A 21342-nucleotide genomic window follows, 5' to 3' on the forward strand; every position below is an offset into this window, starting at 1 on the left:
CGCGCTGAACGTGCGCCGATCGTCGCGCTGTCGGGCAGCTATGGCTATGGAAGCCCCTATTCCTACCGCTTGCGCGATGCCGGTGCGCAGGCGACCGGCGGAGTCACGGTGACGATGCCGCTGTTGACCGGGGGCGTGATCGGCTCGCGCGTCCGGGCCGCGGTCGCCGAACGCCAGCAGCTCGGGTTCGAGGTCGAGACGGCGCGGCGCGCCGCACTCGCCAATGCCCAGAACGCCTGGAACCAGGCGGTGGCGGGTGGCGAACAGATGGCGGCGGGGCAGCGCGCGACCGAGGCAGCGGAGTCGGCGCTCACCGGGGTTCAGCGCGGCTTCGCGGAAGGATTTCGCTCGAATTTCGAGGTGCTGGATTCGGAACAGCGCCTGCTGACCGCGCAACTCGTATTCGTCAACGCGACCTATGGCGCCTATGCCGCAGAGGCGCGGCTTTTGGCCACGCTCGGGCGACTGCAGGCGGCGGCGATCGATCAGGCGGTGCCGACCTATGATCCGGCGCAGAACACGCGGGTGGTGCGGGCCAAGACATTCGGGCCGTTCGATCCGGTGCTCGCGCCGATCGACCGTGCGCAGAAGCCCGCTGGCACCGCCCCGGCTGCACCCGTAATGGCGCCTGCCACCGACGCGCGGATCAGGCCGGCCGCCGTCCAGGCCTTGCCAGGGCCGATCGGCAAGACGCTGCCGATCGGGGCGGTTCCGGTACTTGCGGGTCCGGTCGCGGCCGATCTGAGCGATGCGGTGGTCACGAGCGGGAGATGATCCGATCCGGCCTACTCGCGTCGGCTACCGCTCGATCAGGGTTTTGTAGAGTTCTGCATAGGCCCCGATGATCGTGTCGTGATCATAGTCGCGGCGGACGCGTTCGCGCATGGTTTCGCCCATTGCCAATCGCATTGCCGGATCGCCCGCGATCGCGAGGATCCCCGCCGCGGTCGCTGCCGGGTTGACCAGCGGGGTGATGATGCCGCCATGGCCCGAGTCCGCGCCGCCGCGTCCCTCGATCATCTCGCGGCAGCTGCCGACGTCGGGCGCGACCACGGGAATCCCGCAGGCGCCCCCTTCCAGGATTACCAGCGGTTGCGCTTCGGACAGGCTGGTGAGCACGAGCAGGTCGATCTTCGCCATCCAGTCCTCGATCCGCACGCGCCCCGCGAAGTGGAAGACCGGCGACAGATCCAGATCCTCGACCAGCCGCGAGCATTCTGCGGCGTATTCCGGGTCTTCGTCTTCGGGGCCGAGCACGACGAAGCGGATGTCGGGACGTTCGGCATGCGCGATCGCGGCGGCGCGGATGAACGTCTTCACGTCCTTGATCGGGACCACGCGGCCGAGCAATGCGACCAGCGGGTGTGCCGGATCGCGCTGGTCGGGGAGTGCGGCGAACCGCTTCGAATCGATCCCGTTGGGAATGACGCGAACCCGGTCGGCGGCGGCACCCAGCCGGCGCTGGACCGCCGTATTCTCGCCGTACAGCGCCACGATCGGGTCGCAGCTGTCATAGCAGGCGGTCGCATAGCTGGTGAAGGCTCGAACCCAGAGGTCGCGCAGATCACGCACGCTGCGTTCGAGCTCGAGCCCGGTGTCGACCTGATCGCCGATCCAGTCCGCCATCATCACCTCGATCTGGCGTTCGAGCAGGTAGATGCCGTGTTCGGTGATGAACGCCGGGCGCCCGGTCTCGCGCGCGGCGCGGGCGGCGAGCAGGCCTGCGAAGCCGGTCGAGATCGTGTGATACGCTTTCGCGCGCGGCAAGGGCGCGGTCAGCACCGCGAGCAACCCGCCGAGCAGCACGCGCATCGCCCAGAAATAATGGTGGAACGAGGCCTTGGGCAGCATCGCCTGATAATGGCGCCTGAGCCGTGCGAAGACGGCCGGGTGCGACAGGATGTCACCGGGGGCAAGCGGTCGCGCGATGCCGCCGATCACGTCGATCAGCGTCGCCAGCCGCGCCGCGCCACCGGTCGCGACGAACGCGACCAGCGCGTCGGCGATCGGCACCGCGATCCGATCCGGGATCGCGCGCGGCATCGCCGGCGCGGGCGCCAGACCGATTTCGACGACCGCGACGACGTTGGGCGGCGGGGCGAGCTGGAACGCGAGCAGCCCCGCACCCGGCTTGATCGCGGCGATCACGAACCGGACGTCGGGCAGATGCGTGATCAGATCCTGCAGCCAGCCGGATACGCCGCCGATCACATAGGGATAGGCGCCCTCGACGATCAGGCAGATGTCGGCGTCCGGCATGTCGAGCGGCGCGTGTCGGGAAGTTTCGGCCAGGGCGGACAATGGGATCATGCCACAGCACCCGTCAGCCACCAGTTCGCCAGCGTCGATGCGCCGCGGTCGTTCGCGCCGGTCGGAGCATCGGTCTGGTCCACCGAGGCCTGGATCGCGGTCGCCATCCAGTCGATCGCGTCATAATCGCCCGTAGCCCAGAACGCCTCGATCATCAACGCATCGCGCGTGTCCGCATGCCGTTCGTCCGCCCCGTCAGATACTGCAGCGGCCATCGTCGCAACCGCGTCCTCGCGCAGGTGGAGGCGCTGCGAGTCGGACAGCAGCACGTCCGAACGCGCGTGATCCCCGAGCAGCCGCGCCAGATTGGTCGCAGCGTCCGGATCGCCGCCATCGGCAACGCGGGCCGACAGCCGTGCACGGGCGAGCACCAGATTTTCCGCGACCCGCGCCGACGCGGCCGCCGCAAGCGCACGGATCGTCTGGTCGCTATCGGTCAGCGCCAACGCGATGAGCGGCGACAGCGCGGGCTCGAAGGACCGCACCACGGTCTCCAGTGCCCGCCGCCGCTCGGCGACCGCGCCGTGACGCATGATCGTGACGAGCGAGCTCAGCGTATCGGGGGTGGCATGATGAACCCGCCCGTCGAGCATGCGTGCGACCGCGAGACGCGCGCCGCGCTGTGCGGAACGCCCGGCAACAGGGCCGAACATCTCGTCGTCGGTCCGGTGTGCGGCAGGTCTCACCGAGCGCGCGAGGGGCAGGGCAACAAGCAGGCCAAGCGGGCCCATCACACCGAGCATCGCCGCCGCAAAACCGGCCGCCGCACCGCTGCGGAGCCACAAAGTGAGTCCAATTCCGCTAGCCACGGCATGGACTGCAAGCGCCCAGCCGGCCGCAAGTTCGGAAAGCCAGCATGCCGTCAGGACGACCATCTCCAGCAGCGCGAGCGCAGTGAGGCGGCGGATCACGCGACCAGCCCGGCGGCCCTGACCGGCCGCTGCGTTGCGTGCAGCGTATCGGCGAGCAGCGGCGTCAGCCAGGCGGCGATCTCGGTCAGTTCGGCGGTACGGCTCGCGTTCAGCGTCTCGAACGGCAGCGCGTGCAGGACCAGGCACCCGACAGGTTCGCCGGTCTTCGGATCAGGGAGGGCGATCGCGGCAATGCCGATACCATCGAGCACGATCCTATCGCTGCGCCTCGCGACGTGCAGCATCCCCTGCGACCGTGCCATCCGCTCCATCAGGGGACCTGGCAGAGTGTCGCGTCGTCCCGCGGTGACCGGCCCGCGGATCCATGCGCGCGCCTCGTCCCCGGTCATGCGGTAGCAGGTGAAGTCGGGGGTTCGTGCGGCAAGCGCGATCAGTTCCCCGATCGCGCCACGTCGTTCAGCCAGGTCCTGCGAACAGAGTCTCGCTGCCGTCTCGATCGCATGGCCGACCGTATGTGCCTCGGTCGCGATCTGCACCTGAAGCAGTCGGTTGGTCCGAGACAGCGCGGCAAACGCCTCGGTCAGCCGCGCCAGGTTCCGCGTCGCGACCCCGCCGCGCTTTTCCAGCCGATCGTGCCGCGCGGTCCGCATGATCGTCACTTCGCCGATGACTCCGGCGGCGACGAACCACATCAATGGCTGGAGCGACAGATGGAACAGATGATCGAGATAGTCGCGCGCGCCCGTGTCGTCGTGGACATGCGCGAGCCATAGCCCCGACGCGATCGCGGCGGCGACGACGCCGGGGCCGGTGCCATAGGCGAGCGCCATCACCAGTACCGGCAGCCAATAGGGGTTGGGCTGAACGCGCGTGAAGCCGGTTTCGCCCGTCAGCCACCAGTCGAGCGCCGCCAGCGCGGCGAAGGTGAGGGCGATCTCCAGCGCGATCCGCAAGGGGCGTCGCCACCGGCCCTGCCATTTTGGCGCAGCGCCGTCGTGCGTCACTGCGTATCCCCGAGGCTGCGTGTCAGCAGCGCGCGCGCATAGAGCTGCCGACCTGCAAACCCCTGCCGCGCGATCGACGTGATGCCGCCGCTGCCCTCGACCCGCCACGCGACTGCGATCGGGGCGGCGAGACCCAGGCTGGCGGTGGGGCCATCACCGCCGAACCGATCGACGGTCCAACCCGCCAACGCCGTCATCTGCACCGCGCCGACCGCGCCACTGGCGAGGCCTTGGATGGTGTGGTTCTCGCGGGTGGCCAGCGGGATGACGGCAAGGCGGTCTGCGCCAAGCTGCATACGCTGAACATATTCCGCGTCGAAGCGGTAGGTCAGCCCGAGCGCCGGGAACTGGCGGCGAATGAGATAATCCACCCCGGCGTTTGCGACGATGGTGTCGCTTGCACCACTACCGGTTGCGAGGCCGTACCGGTAGGCGCCGATATCCCCTTGCGCGACCACGCCCGGCGTCAGGCGGTAGGTGACGCCGATCAGCGCGCGCGAAAGATATCCTCCCGCCAGCACCTGCGCCGGGGTCGAATAGTCGGGCATGTGGCGGGTTACGGTCGCGCGGAACTGCGCGTCGGCGGCCCCTGCCGTGATCCTGGCACCGCCCCCCGTCACCGCATCGTCGAGCGCGGCGGAGGCGAAGAGCTGGATGCGAGCCGCGCCGTCGAACGCCGCGGCTAGTGACGCGTCGACGACGGTGTCGCCGGATCGCACGGTCGGCGCGGCGGTGCCCACGCTGCTGACGAGATGGCGAACGCCGCCTCCCACGTCGAGCGTGTCGCCGACCGCTGCGTCGATCCGCGCGGCGAACTCTGTCTGCGCGAGGTCGCTGCCGTCGCGCGCGGTGACGCCGATGCTGGCGGTTCCGGCTGCGGCGGCGATCGTACGCCGTGCGGTCAGGTCGTCCGCCGCGAGCGCGCGGTACGCGCGGGCCGCGCCGCGCACGTCGCCTTGGGCGAGACGCGTGTCGGCGAGCAGGCGGGCGGCGCGTCGGTCGGCCGGATAGCGCTGTGCCAGCCTTGTCGCGGCGCGCAGGGCCGATCCCGGATAGCCGGCGGCCACGTCCGCCTCGATTGCGGCCAGTGCGGCGTCGGATGCGCTGTCGTCGGTAGCCTCGAGCAGCGCGCCGTCCGCGGGCGGAGAGAAGGCTAGCGCGACGACCGGGCCCGTCTGCCGCCAGCGCATCGTCCAGCCCGCCGCGGGACGGAGGACCAGGCTGTCGTCGTTCCAGCGCAGATCGCCGATAGCGTCGCCCGCCGACTCGCGGAACGCGGCGAGCCGTGCGGGCGCGATCGGTCGATCGAACCGCGCGACCAGTTCGCCGTCACGATCCTCGATCCGGACGACGGCGTCGTCGGGCCAGGCGAGCCGGGACTCGGACGTGACGATCCGGCCATCCGCAAAGACGGTCCGGGGTATGGTCAGCACCGGCGCATCCGCGAGGCAGAAAAACAGGATGATCACTGCGCCAGCACCGTCCGCGCCCGGCCCGGCTGGCCCTGCGTGATCAGCAGCCGGGCGTGCAGCGCGGCGAGCGATCGGTCCTGCGGCGTTTCGGATCGCAGCGTCTCGACCAATTTCACTGCCTCCGCCCGACGCCCGAGCTTCTCGAGCACTTCCGCGCGCGCCCTGCTGTCGGCGGGCGTCTGGGCGAGCGCGCGTTCAAGCCAGGGGCGTGCCCCCCGCACGCCACCGATCCGCGCCTGAACGTCGGCCATCAACCGCAGCGCGGGCAGATCGGTCGGGGCGGTCGCAAGATGCGCGTCGAGCCATTGTCCCGCAGCCTTCGCATCGCCCGCGTTCCACGCCACCCAGGCGAGATCGAGCTGATCGCGCGGCGCGGCAATCCCGGCCGCGACACGGCGTTTCGTGATCGTCGCCGCCTGTGCCGGATCGATCCGCGCGGGCGCCGCAGCGGACACGGCGCGGACCTGATCGGGGGATAGCGCGCGGCCGTCGAGCAAGGCCGCCAGCACCGTCCGACCGGCGGCGTCGTTGCTCGCCGTGCGTGCCAGCGACAGCCGCATCAGCATCACGTCGGTCTCGTCCGCGAGCGGATGCCGGGACAGGAACACCAGCGCCGCGCCCGGTTGATCGCGTTCGGCATAGCAGGCCAGCCAGCTGCGCTGCCAGGTTGCGCTGCCTTGCAGGCTCCGCTGTTTCAGCCAGGCAAGATCTTCGGATCCGGGGCGCGGACCCATCAGGTAGAGCAAGCGCTGTGCGGCCGGCGCAGTCGGCGCCAGCCTGGCCGCCGCACGCCGCAGCACCGCCGTCGCATCCCCGCGATACCCGGCCGCTACCAGCCGCTCCGCAATCGGCTCGAGCGCCGCACCGGGCGCGGCCGCATGTGCGAGCAACTCGGTCCGCAGACCGGCGCGGTCGCCCGCTTCGGTCAGGATGGCCTCGCGCGCCGCCTGGCGTTGCTCGACGGGGAGGTAGCCTGCCGCCCGCAAGCCTGCCGCGGTATCCCTGGAACGCGCCGCAACCCGGATGGCGAGCCAGGGGTCTGCGGCGCGCCAGTTCGCGGTCGTCGTGGTGTCGAGCAACGCGATCAGATCGCGCCGCCCGGCCTTGTCAGCCCGCCGCGCGAGATCCAGCGCCAGCGCGGTATCGGGCGGCGGGATGACGTGGTTCGCCGCCGCCACGATCACCAAGTCGGGGCGATCGATCGCATAGGCCGCCGCGACGATGTCCGCGGCGGGCAGGGGGCCGCGCTGCTCCACCGCCCGCGCGACCAGCGCGGCAGCGTTCGCGACGCGTCCGGTCCGGTGAAGAAGATCGATCCGGAGGCGCCACGTTGCTGCGGTCGCACCATCGGGCCGGGCGGCAAGATAATCGAGCGCAACCGCCTGTCGCTTCGCATCGACCAGATCATAGGCGACCTGCAACGTGGACACCGGCTGGCCCTCCGCGATCAGCCGCGTCGTGAGCGCGGCGAGCGTCGCTGCGTCCGCGGTCGCGATCTGCGCCGTGATCGACGGATGCGCAGGCGGCAGCATCGGCGGCGCAACCGGCCCAGCGGGAATCGAACTGCGCGCGGCCAAAAAAGGCACCGGCTGCGCGCGACGAACGGCGGGGAGGATCTCGCGCTCCTTCGGCAACAGCATCAGCCCGCCCGCGAGCAGACCGATCCCGGTCAGCGCGGGCAGGAGGAGCGCAAGCCGTGCGCGGTGGCGGTCGATCCTCACCCGGCAGGTTCCGGCATGAGGCGGTCGAGCGCCAGGGTCGCGACATAGGGGCTGAACCCCGCCGCGCGCTCTCGCGCATACAGCGCCGCGACCTGTTTCGTATCCGCCGGATCCCAGTAATCCAGCGTCATCAGCGACAGCGCCGGGTTCCGCGCCTGTGCGGTGCGCAGGCGACCCGCTTGCCAGGCCCAATCCGAATCGCTCAGCAACTCATAGTGTTTGGCCGCAAAATTCCACCGCGATGCCATCGCCTCGCCGAGCAGATAGTCGATTTTCGGTGCCACGTCGGGCAGCAGCGCATAGCCGCGGTTGAGCATGATGCGGATCTTGGGGAAGCGCGCGCGCACGGCGGCGATCAGCGATACGCCTGCTGCTACCATGCCCTTGTTGGCCACCGGATCCTGCTGTTCCATCGCCTCGGCATTATCCATCGTATCGATGAAGATTCCGTCATAGCCGAGCGCGAGGATCGCGGGGACGAGCCGGTCGATCACCGCTGCCCGCCACGCCGGATGACGCAGGTCGGCGAGCCGCGCGTCGGGCCAGTTGGGGTTGGCGGCCTTGAGCGCGCCGGCCTTTTCCAGCCCGGCGAAATAGGGTCGGTTGCGCTCGACTTCCCCGAAGCTGACATAGCCGAGCAGCGTGCTGCCCGGGCCACGAAGCGACGCGATCGGCCGCGCGTGATGCGGCTCGAGGACCAGCAACGCGCAGCCGCGTGCCAGCACGGGATCGGTCGCAGCCCCGTAATCGACACCCCAGCGCAATCCAGCGTTCGCGGACGGTCCGGGCGCAGCGGCCGACTGGTGGCGGCCGCCCAATGCCCAGCCGGCTGCGCCGAGCGCGAGCAGCCTCTGGACGACCCCGCGGCGGCGCATATCCGTAAATCCCGTCACAACAGACGTCCTCCATGCCCCACGACGGAGGGATTGTTGCCGACGAACAGCAGATAGGTGAGGTTGACCGTGGCTTCGGCGACCAGCGCGAGGCCGACCGACGCACCGACCACGGCGCCGGCCATATAGCCCCAGCCGAACGCGGCGAACCCCGTGTCCCATTGGAGAAGCGTCGCGAGTCCGCTGCCGATGGCGAAAGCCGTCCAGGTCACGAGGATCCGCCCGAACAGGTCGTAATAGGCCAGCACGACCGTGGCCGCGATCACCACGAGGTGGAAGACGGTGCCGAGCGCGGTCTGGCGAAACGCGAAGACCGCGCGTGCGTCCGCGCCGATCAGCTCGAACAGCGGCACCGCGAACACCCAGGCGAGCGCCGCGACGAGGGCCTGTACGAGCAGCATGATCCGCAGCCCGTCGAACATCGTCCGCGCCAGGTCACTGCGCGCCTCCTCGATACGCTGCAGCGTCGAGGTGCCGGTACACCGGACGATCATGTCGCCGAACGCGCGATCGAACCGCGTCTCGACAACGATCAGCAACAGCGTCAGGCCCGGCACCATCGTCAACAGCCCCAGAAAACTGCCCTGATCGTTGATCGGGTTCAGCCGGAGCAGCCCGATCGCGTGGATGCTCTGCGGCCCCGTCCACAGGAGCCATTTGTCGACCCAGATCGCCGCGACCCCCGCAATGCCCGCCGCGGCAACGATAAGTGCGAGGCGCGGCGCCATCGCGTCCCGCGTCGGCAGAACGGGCGTGGCGGAGAAATGTCGGCGGATCACCGCCATGATCGCGGCGAGCGTCAGGCCGACGCCCCCGGCAATGACCGCGAGAACGGCAGAGACGCCAGGCCTTGGCAGGAGCGCCAACAGCAGCGTCGCGACGCCGATGCCGAGCAGATAGGCGAGCGGGATCGCGCGGTACCGCCGCAATGCGGTGAGCAAGGGTGCCGCGATCCAGACCTGCGTCAGCCAGGCGAGGATCAGCGTCGCGAGCGCGGCCTCGCCGAGCGGAAGCCCGGCAAGGACTCCGAACACGACCGCCCCGATCGCCAGCGCGATACCGCCGCCGGCCGCGAGCGCGACCAGCATGATGCCCGATACGCCGCCTGCGTCCCGCGCGAAGATCCGATCCGCGGCGATCCGCGTCGCGAGGATGCCGACCGGCGCCGCGGCGAGCGCGGACAGGCTGAACGCATAGACGAGGATCGTCTGGACGGTCCGCGCGCCGCGTGCGCCGAGATGCGTACCCAACCAGTGGGTGAGCAACGCCATCGCGACCGCGGTGATCAACCACGGTCCCGCGCTGATCACCGCGCCGAATGCAGCGGCGCCGACGATTCCGCCGACACCGCCCTCGCGCGCGGTTTTCGCTAACTGGAAGCCTATGCCCGCCATAACTTCGCCGGCCTATGGCGCAGCTTACATGAAGAAATCGTTCGCGGTCAGCACATGTTGACCGGCCAGCGCGATCGAGAAATCGGCGCCCGCACCGCTGTCGATATTGCCCTCGACCACGGTGAATTCCTTCCCGCCGATCATCTGGTAGCTGTAGCGCAACTGCCCCGGCGCGGTGAAGCGCGCGCTCGTGCCGATGAAGCTGAACGCCTGATCGCCGCGCGCGAACAGCGACGTGTTGGCGTCGATCATCGACAGGTCGATCTTGTCCTGCCCGACGGTGAAGTCGGTGATCACGTCGCGCGACGCCGATGCGAGGCTGTCGCCCTTGGCCTCGAACCGGAAGATGTCCGCGCCGGCACCGCCGGTCATCATGTCCAAGTCGTCGCCACCGATCAGGATGTCGTTGCCGTCGCCGCCGCTCAGGACATCCCTGCCATTGCCGCCGATCAGCGTGTCGTTGCCCGCGCCGCCGTTGAGCGTGTCGCTGCCGAGCCCGCCGGTGAGCCGGTCGTTGCCGCCGAGCCCGTTGAGCACGTCATTACCCCAGCTGCCGTCGAGCACATCCTGCTCGCTGGTGCCGTTGATCGTCTCAGAAAATATCGTCCCGGTCTTCGTGATGCCGACCACGTCCGTCACGCCGATCGTCAGCGTCTGCGTGTCGATCGCGCCGCGTGCGTCGGTCGCGACCACCGTCACGCCGTATATATTGTCGCGGTTCGCATCGGTGGGCGCCTCGAAATCGGGCGCGGTGACGAACTTGAGCACACCCGTCGTCGCGTCGATCGAGAAATTCGCGCCGTCGCCGCCCGCACCGATCGAATATTTGATCGAATCGCCCCAGACGATGTTGGCGTCGGTCGCGGTGATCGTCGTCAGTGCCGTGCCGTTCTCAGCGATCGACAGCGATCCCGTCGTGCCGCCCGCGAACGACGTCAGCACCGGATCGACATTGGCCTGATGACCGATCTTCACATCGTGAACGCCGATCGCGCTGAGGTCGATGGTCAGGATCTCGCCGATCTGGCTGGCGATTGTCCCGCCGCTCACCGTCGTCCAGTCGGTGCCGGGCGCCTTCAGATCGACGGTGACCTTGCCCTCGCCCTCGACCGTGAACGCCAGATCGCGGCCGTCGCCGCTCAGTGTCGTCAGCGTCGCGCGCATCGGCAGCGCGGTGATGTGGGTCACGTCGTCCGCCACCGCGCCCATCGTGATCGCATAGGTCCCGCCCGCCTTGGGCAGGAACACCGTGTCCGCGTCATAGGCGTACCAGCCCGCGACACCCTTGATCACTTGGCCGCTGCTCTGGCCGTCGACGTCGAGCGAGAAGCTGCCCGTCGTCGCGCCGACCGTCGCGGTGATCGTGTTGCCGACGACGGTCGAGGTGATCGTCGCATTCTGGAACGCGCTGACCCGGCCTGCCAGATCGGCAAGCGTCACGAACTCCACCCCCGCCGCGGCGGCCTGCGCGATGAAGCTGGTAAACATCTGCTTGGTGTACGGGCTGGTCGCGCCATCGCTCGCCCACATGGTCGGGCCGTAATCATGCCACGGCCACACCACGACCGGCGCATCGCCACCGGCGGTCAGCGCGACGAACTCCTTGGCCCAGATGGCGCTGGCTTCGGCGACGGTCTTCTTCTGGAATTCGATCAGCGAAAAGTCGAACGACGTGTTCGGCGCGATATACACCTTGTCGTCCGCGGCGTTCTGCGGCGTCATATACCCGACCGCGTTGGGATAGCCCGCACCGACGCCCGAATAACCGCCGCTGAGATAGGTCACGTATTTCAGGATTTCCTGGCTCGTCGCGATCTGCTCAGGCGCGCCCGGTACCGCGGCACCGCCGACCGTCACGGTCTTGCCAAGATACGCGCTCAGCTGCTTTTCCAGCTCGGCACGCGACTGGCCAAACTCGAACGCAATCTGCGCGTCGGTCAGCAGATTGGTGTTCTCGGGATGCGTGTAGCTGTGCGAGCCGACCTCGTTGCCGGCATCGAGCAACGCCTTGTAGACGGGCAGCGAGACCGCCCAGTCGGTTGTCTGACCGTTCGCGGCATCGTTGCCGACATTGACGTAATAGCTGCCGACGAAATTATAGTCGGTCTTCCATTCGGTGAGGATCGGCAGCAGCTTGTCGTAGATACCAGGCGCGGTCCCCGCCGGATTGACCTCGTCGCGCTCCTGGCTCTGGTCCATGTCGACGCGCGACGCGAACAGGCCGCTCTGCCGCGTCATCTGCAATCCGACCGACAGGCCGTTGCCATAAACCGAATAATCGATCGCCTTCTGGAGCAGATTGTCGTCGGCCATCACCGCTTCGCTTGAGAACAGCACGTTGCGCCCGCCGGTCTGCGTCGCGATCGCCGCCGCATAGGTCTGGCCGTTGACCGTCTCGGTCGCGATCGTCGTGCCGGTTCCGCTGACGCTGGTGAACGCGTTCCAGCCGATGCCGGTATATTGGCGGATGACCTGCCCGTCGGCATAGCCGTCGAGCACCAGCTGTGATGCATCGCTCGCCTTCACGGTCACGTCGGCCGGAAAGCCGCCGGTCACGCGCGTCGCGTCGAACAGCAACTTCATCCGCGAATAGGAGTCGCCGGCCAGCGCGGCATTGTCCGCGCCGTTGGTCATGAACTCACCCGCCGCGACCAGACCGATGCCGAATTGCGTGGTCGCCTGTTCCAGCGTCTGCGCAATCTGGTCGGCCTTGCCCGCCTCGACGTTGCGGAACGACGGGAAGACGATCGTGTCGTATCTCGCGAGCGTCGCCAGGTTGGTGAGATCGCCTTCGGTCAGGATGTCGAACGGCACGCCCGCCTGCATCGCCTGGCTCTGCGCCGCCATGAACAGCTGCGAATAAGCGGTCTTGCTGAAATAGGCGTTGGCGGTCGCATCGGACCACACGATCGCGATGCGGTGGGAGGGATCGGCGACGACGCCGGTATCGTTGAACACGGTGAACGCGGGGTTCGAATAGCTGCCGGGCAGGAACGCGGTGTCGTTGACGTCGTAGATCGTGTCGATCGCGTTCGGATTGCCGATCGCCGCCTTGGGGACCTTGAATTCGATGGTGGTGCGATCCGCCGACCACGCCGCCTGCAGGCCGCTGGCGATCAGCGTCTGCCCCGCCGCGCCGCTGTACAGCGAGACCGTGCCGTCGGCGGCGAAATTGACGTTGAATTCGGCACCGCCTGCGAACCCGAACACCTGATAGCCGGTGGCCGCGTTGCGATCGGTGTTGAGCCAGGCGGTGGTGTTTGCGCCGATCGCGGTCGGCGCGGTCATCGCAAAGGCAAAATCCGCGCCGTCGCTGCGGGCATAGATCGCGTAGCCGGCACCGAGGCCGCGGTCGATGCGGTCGCCTGCGGTCCAGTCGTTCAGAGTGCCATCAACGATCACAGGTGTTGCGTTCGCCATTCTTCGTCCCCGCTTCGGTCCCGGGCTTCATGCGAGCGCCAGGCCGCTCGTCACCAAGCTCGAGCGTCAACTAGCGAAGACCGTCGGTCTTTCGAACAACTTAGATGAATGGTTAACGCCGAACTTGTATCACCATGGTACGCGATTACTGATGGTATGCCCGGGCGCCAGGGCGGAGTCGTCATGCGGGTGAAACCGGAAGACTGGCGAAGCGGTGTCAATGGTAACGAACATTGATCACGTGCGCCGATCGGGTCAGGTTAACCCAGTTTAGTCGAGGTGAATTCAATCCGCTGCATGCGAATGACTGGCCACGCCTTGTCGGCCTTGTCCTTGGCCGGCGCGTAGCGATAATGCTTTATCATCGAAGAACAGGCGCCGGTATCGAATGGCGCAGAGCCGCTCGACGTTATAACCGAACAGCGTCGGATCGCGCCGTCTTCCCCGACCAGATAGGCCAGGGTGACAGCAACGGACCTCTGCCCCGCCGGCAGCTTCGCGACTTCCAGAACGATGTCTGCCGGCACCTTGGGTGTAGGGGTAGAAGCATCGAAGAAGAGCTCCATGTGCCACCGAACCCGCATCCGGTAGACACCGTACATGGGCGACCCGGTCTCGTCCGTAGCGGGCGCATATTTACCCCGCAGCACCCCGGCTGCACACGCCTTCAGGTCCAGATCCTTGGATCCGCTGGTCGAGACAAGGCCGCACGTCTGAGGTTTTCCAGTCGGATCGATCAGGATCTCGACCACCGTGTAGCCGCTCTTGCCCGTACCGACTGCGCGCGAGACGTAATCGTCGGACGTGAGCATCTCACTCGCGTTGCGGACGATCACGGGCGTCAGCGTGCCCTGTCCCCCGAGAACGAGCATTACCAGCCAGAACATTCGCCTCTCCCCGTTGCGGATAGTGCTTCTTGGTAGCTGGAACCCCAGGCTGGTGACGCTCGTCTCGCGGGTAGGGTCGCCCACCAGACCCGATGCCCGCAGGTGATATTCTTCCCGGCAGCGCACCCCAACGGCAATCCGGGCCCCGGCAGCTTAAGCATGATCATCTGACCCTGCCGCGAGCCCGTGGCTCCGCCGGACGAACCGATCGCATTCAAAGGGGGGCCCGTCAGGCGCGGGCGGCATGGTGCGGCGTCCCGTAGCGGCGGAAGACATGGCTCTGTGCGACCCGAGACCGGCGGCTACAGACGCCCCGCTATTGGCGTTTAGGCCCAACGGCACGTCATGGGGCCGGATGACCGTGCGCCATCATGACGTCGAGCTTGCTCTTGGGCATATTGATCAAGAGCCCGTTCTTGTTTTTTGCAAAGGACGGAAAGTCCACCTCGACGCTCCCTATCGCACTCGACACGACCGCAAAGCCTTTACCGACGGTCTCGATCTTGCCGACGACGAGTCCCTTTGCGTCATGGACGTCCAGCCCCTGAATGATGTCTTTCGGCCCCGCCGGGACCGGCCGCATTGTCAATCGATTGGCGTCGGTAACGCTGACTGCGAAATCCCGGAAATTTTGCTGACGGTTGAATTCCCCCGTACCGCTGTCGTTCGCCCCGACTCCCTGCGCCGAAGGGAATTGTTGTCCCTGGGCTCCGGTTGCCGATGCGAGAACAGATGCGATCATGCCAAGCAAAAGCCCCCGCATTTCATCCCCCCATCATCTTATGCAACCAGCGTATCCTGCTTTCATATCGCGGGCAATACATCGATTCGGTCTGATAAAATAAGCAGTAGGTAATTTAATACAAAACAACTGGCAGATTAACCTGGCAATCAACCATCGGAATAGGGTTGGGATGGCGAAGTATTTGAACTGGTAACTGAACCTGGAATTGCCGAAACGTTCTGGCAGCTGCCGACCTTTGACTTAGCGCCGGTGGCGGGAGAAGAACGCCCACATTGCCTCATTGTCTACGACCGACCAGCTATGCGGCCCGCCGCGCGTCACACGCGCCGCGACGTTCGCGCCGTGCTGACAGCGGGCATAGCCCTGTTCGTAGACCGTCGCGCCGAGGTTGCGGGCATAGGGATCCGAGCAGCCGTTCAGCACGGCCCAGCGTTGCAGCGCGGCGGCCTGTGAATATTGCCAATAGGGCGCGCCGCCGCCGGTGATGGGGTTGGTGGTGTCGGCATCGCCGGCGAAGGCGAGAACGGGCAGCGGCGCTGTCGAGCGACACGTCGCAGGATCGGCGCGTGACACATTGGACGTGAGGGGGCGTCCGGCACGCAGTCCGACCACCGGCGCGATCGCGGCGAAACGTCGTGCGGCGACGCAGCCGAGCCAGGACGTCATCCGTCCACCACCTGACAAGCCCGTCGCGTATACCCGCGTGCCGTCGACGCAGCCGGTTGCGACGAGCCGGTCGATCAGACCCGTCAGATACCGGACATCGTCGCGTGCATCGCGTGCCGGCATGCTGACCGTGACGGTCGGGACGCCGGGGATGTTCCACACAAAGCCACGACCCGCGGCGATACCGCCATCAGGTGCCGCGACGACGAAGCCGTGGCGATCAGCCGTGTCTGCAAGGTGGCTGTCGCGCAGCATCTCCGCCCCCGTGCCGGTGCTGCCGTGGAGCAGGATCACAAGCGGTACGGGCCCGGTCACGCCCGCCGCGGGAAGGTGAAGCATCGCGCGTTCAGGCAGGGCCTCGATGCTGCCAGGGCGGCACTCGGCGCGCGCGACACCTGCAATGAAGCAGAGGCCGAAGGTAATAAGCAGACGAAATACCACCATGTGTCCAATCTCCGACATCAGCCGTTCGCGCTGAAAAGTCCCTGTAATAGCAAGGGACGCGTGTCCAACGCGCATCACCTCCTGCGTCGTCGGTGGATCGAGAGCCCAGCGCTAGGTTTGCGGCAGGCTGGCGATGCGGCGTTCCACGCCGTTCCAGAACCGCTCGAGCCGATCGAGCGCGTGTCGCTTGATACGGTTGACCTCGTCGTCCGTCATGACCTGTACCCCGGTTGCCTGGAGGCTGCCGAAATCCTCCAGCATGCGATGCGCCGTAGCCTGGCAGGCCCTGACCGGATCAGTGTCGCTGGCGAGCAGCAAGGCATACAGGTTTTCCAGCACGAAGCCCTGTGCAGCCAGTGCGCCGGCCACGGCTTCGGCAAATTCGTCGTCCACTGGGTATCTCCGTCCGCCGTGCCGCGGTGTGTAGCGAAGCGCTTGGCGTTCGGAAACCGCGCAGATCGAGCGTGTTGCAGCGATGGCGTCGTCGTCACGACCGCGGCGGAGGATCAGGTGGCTGATGTGGGCGGTGGAGAAGGGCAGGTGCCTCCTCAGATCGCGCGTTCCGGTGACATCGCGCCGTTAATCATCACCCGCGCGGCTGATCAGCATCCGGCAGAGTGGCTCGACCGTGCGCACGACCCGTGACACCGGTTCTTCGCACCCCCGCGCTACCCAGTCGCGCGCCACCGCGAGCAGCCCGTGCATGGCGCCGGCACGGCACAGCGGCTCGATCGAGCCGGGGACATGGGCCGGCACCAGCGTGCCGGCGATCAGGTCGGCGAAGCTGGCCATCGAGCGTTCGAACAGCTCGTCGACCTGCGGGTCGATGCCGGACAATTCCGACAGGAAGACGCGCGCGCTGGCCGGCTCGTCGCGCAGCAGGTCGTAATAGGCGGTCAGCAGCGCGATCAGCCGATCCTCCGGCGTCCCTCCCGCCGCATCGGCGGCCGCGGCGACCCGCTGCGTCACGAACTGCGTGACCTCCCCGAACGTCGCGAGAAGCAGCGCTTCGCTATTGGCGAAGGCTTCGTAGAAATAGCGCGGGGTCAGCCCGGCCGCGCGGCAGACCGCGGTCACCGTCGTGTGACGATAGCCCTGCTCGCCATAGAGCGCGATTGCGGCGCGGATCAGCCGGCCGCGCCGCTCGACGCGCCGCTCGCTAGCCGATGCACCGCCATAGCGCCGTCCGCCCTGGCTTGCCGCCCTCGATTTCAAGTGATAACTCCTGTTTCCAGATAACGGCGGTTGCTGTCGCATCCTTCTATCGGAGCACTCCGGCATGGCAATTGAGACTGCGTCCATCCCCTCCGGCTCGGGCACCGCGGAAGAGCTCGACATCGTGATCGTCGGTGCGGGTCTGTCGGGGATCGACGCGGGCTATCGCTTCCAGACCGAATGCCCAGGCAAGAGCTACGCGATCCTCGAGGCGCGCGATGCGATCGGCGGCACCTGGGACCTGTTCCGCTATCCCGGCATCCGTTCAGATTCGGACATGTACACGCTCGGCTTCCCCTTCCGCCCCTGGCCGAGCGACCAGGCGATCGCCGGCGGCGACGCGATCCGCGACTATATCGCCGATACGGCGCGCGAATTCGGGATCGATGCGCATATCCGCTTCGGCCGTCGTGTCGTTCGCGCCGTCTGGTCGTCCGCCGATGCGCGCTGGACGGTCGAGATCGAGCGGGACGGTGCCGCGTCGGAGCGGATCATCTGCCGGTTCCTGTACATGGGCAGCGGCTATTATGATTATGACGCCGGCTTCACGCCGCCCTTCGAGGGTGTCGAGGACTATGCGGGGCAGCTCGTCCATCCGCAGCACTGGCCCGCCGACCTCGACTGGACGGGCAAGCGCGTGGTGGTGATCGGCAGCGGTGCGACCGCGGTGACGCTGGTGCCGTCGCTCGCCGAAAAGGCCGCGCACGTCACGATGCTGCAGCGCTCGCCGACCTATATCGTCTCTCGCCCGTCGCAGGACGGCTTTGCGCGGTGGACGCACCGCGTGCTGCCCAGGACGCTCGCCGACAGCGCGACCAAATGGAAGAGCGTCGGACTCGGCATCGCCACCTACGCCTATGCGCGCAAACGTCCCGATCACATGAAGGCGCTGATCCTGAAGGGCGTCCGCGCGCAGTTGCCCGAGAATTACGAGGTCGAGCGCGATTTCGAACCGCGCTACGATCCGTGGGACCAGCGCATCTGCCTCGTCCCCGATGCCGACCTGTTCGAGGCGATGCGCGGCGGCAAGGCGGAGATCGTGACCGATCACGTCGCCCGCTTCACACCGACCGGCATCGCGCTTCGATCGGGCCGCGAACTGCGCGCCGATATCGTCGTTACCGCCACGGGCCTCGTCCTGCGCCTGCTGGGCGGCGTCGAGCTCGTCGTCGACGGGCAGGTCGTGAACCCCGCCGACCGGTTGATCTACAAGGGTATGATGGTGAGCGACGTGCCGAACCTGGCGCTCGCCTTCGGCTATACCAATGCATCCTGGACGCTGAAATGCGATCTGTCGGCCCGCTACGCCTGCCGCTTGCTGCGGCACATGGACGCGAACGGCTATGATATGTGCACGCCCACGCACGACGACCCCTCGGTGACACCCGAGCCGATGCTCGGCTTCACCTCGGGCTATGTCCAGCGCGCCAACGCCATCCTGCCACATCAGGGGTCCAAGGCGCCGTGGAAGGTGCATCAGAACTATGCGCTGGATCTCGCCGCGCTCAAATTCGGCAAACTGGAGGACGGAACGATGCGGTTCGGCAAGGCGCGCGGTGCCGCCACTCCGGTGCCGGTCGAATCATCGCGCTCTGCCGTTTCGATCGGCGCGGTGACGGCCGCGGCCGCGATCGCGGCGGTCGGCGGTCTTGCGCTGTTCGCGAAGCTGAGCCAGCGGCGGACCGAGCGGATGATACCCGCCGATGGTGCCTTCATCGACGTTGACGGCCGGCGGATGCACTATCTCGACCGCGGCACCGGACCGACGGTCGTGATGATCCATGGCCTCGCCGGGCAGATGCGCAACTTCAGCTATGCGCTGCTCGACCGCCTCGCGACCGACTACCGCGTGATCCTGATCGACCGGCCCGGCTCCGGCTATTCGGCGCCCGGGGAAACGGCGAATATCCGCGCGCAAGCCGCCCAGATCGCGCGCTTCATCGCGGCGCTGGAGCTCGAGAAGCCACTGGTTGTCGGCCATTCGCTTGGCGGCGCGGTGGCGCTCGCGCTGGCGATCGACCACCCGGAAGCGGTCGGTGGCTTGGCGCTGATCGCGCCGCTCACCCAGCCGCAGGACAGCGCGCCGAGCGCGTTCGCGGCTCTCGCGATCGTCTCTCCCGCCGCGCGCAAGGCGGTGGCCTGGACGCTCGCCACACCCGCCGCCATCCTGGCGGGCGAGAAGGGCGCGGCGGCGGCGTTCGCGCCCGAGCCCGTGCCCGCCGATTTCGCGACGCGCGGCGGCGGCGCGCTGGTGTCGCGGCCGGCAAATTTCGAGGCGGCCTCGGCCGATCTCGTCGCCGCCAATGACGACCTGCCCGAGATGGTCGCGCGCTATCACGGCCTCTGGCTCCCGATCGCGATCCTCTACGGCCGCGACGACCAGATTCTCGATCCCGAGGTACATGGCGCCCGCTTCGCCGACATGGTGCCGCACGCCGCGCTGACGCTGATCGATGGCGGCCACATGATTCCGGTGACGCGGCCCGACGAGACCGCGGCGTGGATCAGGACTCAGGCCGATCGTCTCGGCTGATCGAACCAGTCGAGGACTCGCCGCGACCTCAGAACAGACCGTCGCAGTCGTCGTCTTCCTCTGACATCGCAGCGACCTCGGCTTCGGGCTGGTCCTGGGATGGCGAAAAGCGGGCGTGCACCTGGCGTTCGCGTGCCATCGTGTAGAGTGCGTTGATCGCGTGAAAAAGCTGCTCGCCGGTGGCCGAGATGCTCTGGCTCGCTTCGACCAGCGGCATTGCCAGTGCATCGAGTTTCGCGTTGATGCGCGCCAGCGGCTCGGCAAAGGCGGTTTCACAGTCCAGCGTGCTGGTCATCTCCGCGACGATGTCGTGGATCGCCCCCGCATCACGGTCGAGGCCGGACATGCCCTGACGCGTGAGCAACGCCCCCGCGCGAATGACCGCGAGCGCCTCGGGCAGCGACCCTGCCGTCGCTTCGTCGCCATCGGGGGGCGACCCGATCGCGTTGGCAGCGTCGTTCAGCTGTTCGAAGGCGCTGGCGATCGACGCCGAGACAGCCTCCAGGGTGTTGACGGCACAGCGGATCTCGGTCGCGATACGCGCCAGCCCGTCGCCCTCGCGACCCATGCGGAACGAGCGCAGATCGGAATTCCATGCCATGATCCGCACGCCGCTCGTGACCCGGTGGATCGTCGTCAGCCTTTCGCCCAGGCGTCTGACGGTGGCGGAGGCTTCGGATCCCAATTCCGTCGACCGCATGTCGGCGTCGCGCAATTGCGCGGTAACCGCATCGACATCGGCGACGCTTTGCTCAAGCAGCTGCAGGAACGCGCCATCACTCGTCCGCTCGACGCCGCTCGATTCATGCGGTGCCACCATCGTCGCGACCTGCGTTGCGATCGCGCGGAAATTGCCGCCCAACAGACGCGATTCCTTCTGGAGATCCGCAGCCGCGTCAGCGACCTGGGCCGCGAGCATCGCCATCACCTGGCCTTCGAGCGCGCTGGCGGCAGCCGGATCGCCCGCACGATTGAGCTCGTCGACCGCCGTACCGAGCAGGCTGCAGGCCTGCGCGACATGTTCGAGCCGCTGCCGGGTGATGTCGCCGATCTGTAACGCGCCGTGCGCCGCGGACAGCTTGCTGCGAATGTCGCGGGCAATCGTTGCGATCGTCTCGGCACGCCGCGCGGCCTCGATCTGGTTTTGCTGGAGTCCGATCGCGTCCGCGGCGAGCTTGTCGGGAACATGCGGGCACAGGCGCGCGCATTCGGACGCCAGCACGCGGTTCACATCGACGACGCAGGGAACCGTCGATGCGAGCTGCCCGACCTCCTTGCTGATCACGTGGATCTCGCGCTCGCTGACGTCCAGTTCGGCGACCATCGCGTCGGCGAACTCGGCAAAACCGTGCGCGCCAGCGGCCGCGACTTTCAGATACTGCCCGCAGATCTTCAGCAGATCGAGCGTCCGGTCAACCCGCCCGATTTCCGTCTGCACCGTTCCGCTCGCCTGCTGAAGGATGTCGAGCGAATGCTGCCGCGTCTTCTGTCGCGCGGGCAGGCTGGCGAGCTGGTCGGCATTGGCCTGCATCGTCGCGACCGCGCGGTCGGCGGCGTCCCGGTCGAGCGCATTGGTGACGCTTTCGAGGCTGCCAATCAGGTTTCCGACCGTGTCATACGCGCGTTCCAGCGAGCGCCCGGCATCGACGAAGCGCTGGTCGAGCCCGCTCGCCACACTTGCGAGCTCGGTCTCCAGCAAGCTCCAGGCCGGCATTTCGTCGCCGTCCCGATCGGACTCGACAGCCTTGTGTTCGACCCGTGTCATC

The 21342-nt window shown here is 67.5% G+C and carries 15 protein-coding genes and 1 pseudogene; 2 read left to right on the plus strand and 14 right to left on the minus strand.

The genetic code is table 11. The features are described from left to right. Nucleotides 1-12: 12 nt before the first annotated feature. Nucleotides 13-774: pseudogene (locus NEF64_RS09430) on the plus strand (TolC family protein); the annotation flags it as partial. 24 nt (nucleotides 775-798) lie between these two features. On the opposite strand, the gene pelF reads toward NEF64_RS09430, so the two are convergent. The 13 genes from pelF to NEF64_RS09495 form a co-directional block, all read right to left on the minus strand. Beyond that, complete coding sequence (pelF, locus tag NEF64_RS09435) at nucleotides 799-2310, minus strand: GT4 family glycosyltransferase PelF (protein ID WP_235516477.1); 1512 nt, start codon at nucleotides 2308-2310, stop codon at nucleotides 799-801. Further along, the gene (locus tag NEF64_RS09440; RefSeq protein WP_056408582.1) at nucleotides 2307-3221 is read right to left on the minus strand and encodes a hypothetical protein; all 915 of its coding nucleotides are present in this window, start codon (nucleotides 3219-3221) and stop codon (nucleotides 2307-2309) included. The genes pelF and NEF64_RS09440 overlap by 4 nt, the downstream gene beginning before the upstream one ends. Next, nucleotides 3218-4186, minus strand: coding sequence for a hypothetical protein (locus tag NEF64_RS09445; RefSeq protein WP_156360450.1), 969 nt, complete (start codon nucleotides 4184-4186; stop codon nucleotides 3218-3220). Before NEF64_RS09445 ends, NEF64_RS09440 begins: the two co-directional genes overlap by 4 nt. Beyond that, entirely contained in the window at nucleotides 4183-5655 is a 1473-nt protein-coding gene (locus tag NEF64_RS09450) for a hypothetical protein (RefSeq protein ID WP_056408577.1), read from the minus strand. Before NEF64_RS09450 ends, NEF64_RS09445 begins: the two co-directional genes overlap by 4 nt. Beyond that, nucleotides 5652-7379: a tetratricopeptide repeat protein gene (locus NEF64_RS09455; RefSeq protein ID WP_252573666.1), complete on the minus strand. Its 1728-nt coding sequence runs from the start codon at nucleotides 7377-7379 to the stop codon at nucleotides 5652-5654. The genes NEF64_RS09450 and NEF64_RS09455 overlap by 4 nt, the downstream gene beginning before the upstream one ends. Further along, nucleotides 7376-8254: a glycoside hydrolase family 191 protein gene (locus tag NEF64_RS09460; RefSeq protein WP_051916347.1), complete on the minus strand. Its 879-nt coding sequence runs from the start codon at nucleotides 8252-8254 to the stop codon at nucleotides 7376-7378. The genes NEF64_RS09455 and NEF64_RS09460 overlap by 4 nt, the downstream gene beginning before the upstream one ends. 14 nt (nucleotides 8255-8268) lie before the next feature. Beyond that, nucleotides 8269-9666: an exopolysaccharide Pel transporter PelG gene (pelG, locus tag NEF64_RS09465; protein ID WP_056408572.1), complete on the minus strand. Its 1398-nt coding sequence runs from the start codon at nucleotides 9664-9666 to the stop codon at nucleotides 8269-8271. A gap of 24 nt (nucleotides 9667-9690) precedes the next feature. Next, the gene (locus tag NEF64_RS09470; protein ID WP_235516474.1) at nucleotides 9691-13068 is read right to left on the minus strand and encodes a M10 family metallopeptidase C-terminal domain-containing protein; all 3378 of its coding nucleotides are present in this window, start codon (nucleotides 13066-13068) and stop codon (nucleotides 9691-9693) included. Nucleotides 13069-13346: 278 nt separating this feature from the next. Then, complete coding sequence (locus NEF64_RS09475) at nucleotides 13347-13973, minus strand: energy transducer TonB (RefSeq protein ID WP_056408565.1); 627 nt, start codon at nucleotides 13971-13973, stop codon at nucleotides 13347-13349. Nucleotides 13974-14316: 343 nt separating this feature from the next. After that, a complete protein-coding gene (locus tag NEF64_RS09480; RefSeq protein WP_156360449.1) occupies nucleotides 14317-14715 on the minus strand; it encodes a hypothetical protein in 399 nt (132 codons plus the stop codon). Between the two features lie 243 nt (nucleotides 14716-14958). Next, entirely contained in the window at nucleotides 14959-15828 is an 870-nt protein-coding gene (locus tag NEF64_RS09485) for a CE1 family esterase (protein ID WP_252573668.1), read from the minus strand. Between the two features lie 111 nt (nucleotides 15829-15939). Next, nucleotides 15940-16221 (minus strand): hypothetical protein, encoded by a 282-nt coding sequence (locus NEF64_RS09490; RefSeq protein WP_056408557.1) that lies wholly within the window; start codon nucleotides 16219-16221, stop codon nucleotides 15940-15942. 186 nt (nucleotides 16222-16407) lie between these two features. Next, a complete protein-coding gene (locus tag NEF64_RS09495; protein ID WP_056408554.1) occupies nucleotides 16408-17043 on the minus strand; it encodes a TetR/AcrR family transcriptional regulator in 636 nt (211 codons plus the stop codon). Between the two features lie 64 nt (nucleotides 17044-17107). Here NEF64_RS09495 and NEF64_RS19310 point away from each other — a divergent pair, with 64 nt between their 5' ends. Then, complete coding sequence (locus NEF64_RS19310) at nucleotides 17108-19576, plus strand: alpha/beta fold hydrolase (protein ID WP_082447003.1); 2469 nt, start codon at nucleotides 17108-17110, stop codon at nucleotides 19574-19576. Nucleotides 19577-19604: 28 nt separating this feature from the next. Here the strand turns inward: NEF64_RS19310 and NEF64_RS09510 are convergent, their stop codons facing one another. Further along, on the minus strand, nucleotides 19605-21341 hold the full coding sequence (locus NEF64_RS09510; protein ID WP_252573670.1) for a hypothetical protein: 1737 nt from the start codon (nucleotides 21339-21341) through the stop codon (nucleotides 19605-19607). Nucleotide 21342 lies beyond the last annotated feature (1 nt).

The organism is Sphingomonas aerolata, from assembly GCF_023935825.1.
GTDB lineage: Bacteria > Pseudomonadota > Alphaproteobacteria > Sphingomonadales > Sphingomonadaceae > Sphingomonas > Sphingomonas aerolata.